The 393-nt window shown below is 41.7% G+C and carries 1 pseudogene; it reads right to left on the bottom strand.

Annotated features, from left to right (window positions below):
* A pseudogene (locus FC85_RS00790) lies at window positions 1–393 on the bottom strand (MobQ family relaxase); the annotation flags it as partial.

Here is a 393-nt window from a genome sequence, read left to right as displayed (position 1 = left end):
TTGGGTATTGAAAACTCGCGGTGGGGTTTCCTGCCACTGTGCGATTGTTTCAACCTGACATGGCTTTAAAACAGGATCATAGTACATCACGGCTGTATAGGCTTGTTCCTGTTTAATCAATGGCAATCCATCTAAATCGCCTTTGGGAAAGGCCCTTTTCAATACTTCATGGTATTGCGTTTTAATGACTTGCTTAACGGCCATGATTGCCCGTAGATCTTTGACTGCTCGAGTAATCTTTTGCTGTTCGGTTGGTGAATATTTCTCTAGTAACCCTTGATCGACGTGTTCTAGACTTTCTAAGTTATCGTCATGAATCATCAGCGTATATTTCAGTTCGATTTTGACTTCCTTTTCTTGTTGCATTAATAACTTCCAGCCAACGTATGGCCG

The organism is Lentilactobacillus diolivorans DSM 14421 (assembly GCF_001434255.1).
GTDB lineage: Bacteria > Bacillota > Bacilli > Lactobacillales > Lactobacillaceae > Lentilactobacillus > Lentilactobacillus diolivorans.
The sequence above is the reverse complement of the archived record's forward strand: the minus strand, read 5'-3'. Positions and strand labels throughout refer to the sequence as shown.